At 51.6% G+C, this 657-nt stretch carries 2 protein-coding genes; both read left to right on the top strand.

The window, feature by feature from the left end:
- On the top strand, positions 1-230 hold a 230-nt coding region (locus HWY30_RS41285; protein ID WP_208524385.1), incomplete at its 5' end, for a hypothetical protein.
- Between the two features lie 108 nt (positions 231-338).
- Positions 339-632, top strand: coding sequence for a hypothetical protein (locus HWY30_RS40845; protein WP_090812734.1), 294 nt, complete (start codon positions 339-341; stop codon positions 630-632).
- Positions 633-657: the final 25 nt, after the last annotated feature.

The raw sequence follows: 657 nt of genomic DNA on the forward strand, positions 1-657 counted from the left end.
TGGACAACCTGCGATTTGATCTTATCGGGAGGTGCCACACCGCATTAAACTCAACTGCAAATCTATCCGTCGAACCGGGTCAACCTCAGACATTGCTACGTTATGCCGTGCTGGATGATCTGCGGGTAATCTTGGCGTCAATGGGTGACAACAATGCCGACGAAGGGGACGTTGTGAATCGAGCGACGAAGAGGATTTATAACCTTCGAAATTCGCTAGTTCACTATTGACCGTTTCACCAGAATTTTCGGTTGGAAAAGGTCAATTGGAACAGGTGTGTTCGGAAGGGTGCTTGATCGTTGTAGAATCGTAAGCTCAACGAGCCCGGAAAAACATGGATGTCGTACAAAGCCAGACTCAAAGCTGGTCAGGAACGCAAGCGCAAGAATCCTGGTTATCGGGTGACGAACTGGCGCGAATATAACGGGAGCTTGAAGAAGCGCGGAAAGATCAGCCTCTATTTCCATGAGGGTGATCTCAAGTCGCAATTCATTACAGCATCGCCGTACGTGCGTGGAGTCTCGGGCAGGCTGCCGTTATACACCCGTGCGTACGTTGAACTGCTCTATACGTTCTACCGGCTGTTCGGCTGGGGGATGCGGCAGACCACCGGGTATACGGAAGATTACTGAGCCAGTCGGGGACTGGACATCCCGG

It is taken from the genome of Paraburkholderia tuberum STM678 (assembly GCF_902833905.1).
GTDB classification, from domain to species: Bacteria; Pseudomonadota; Gammaproteobacteria; order Burkholderiales; family Burkholderiaceae; genus Paraburkholderia; species Paraburkholderia tuberum.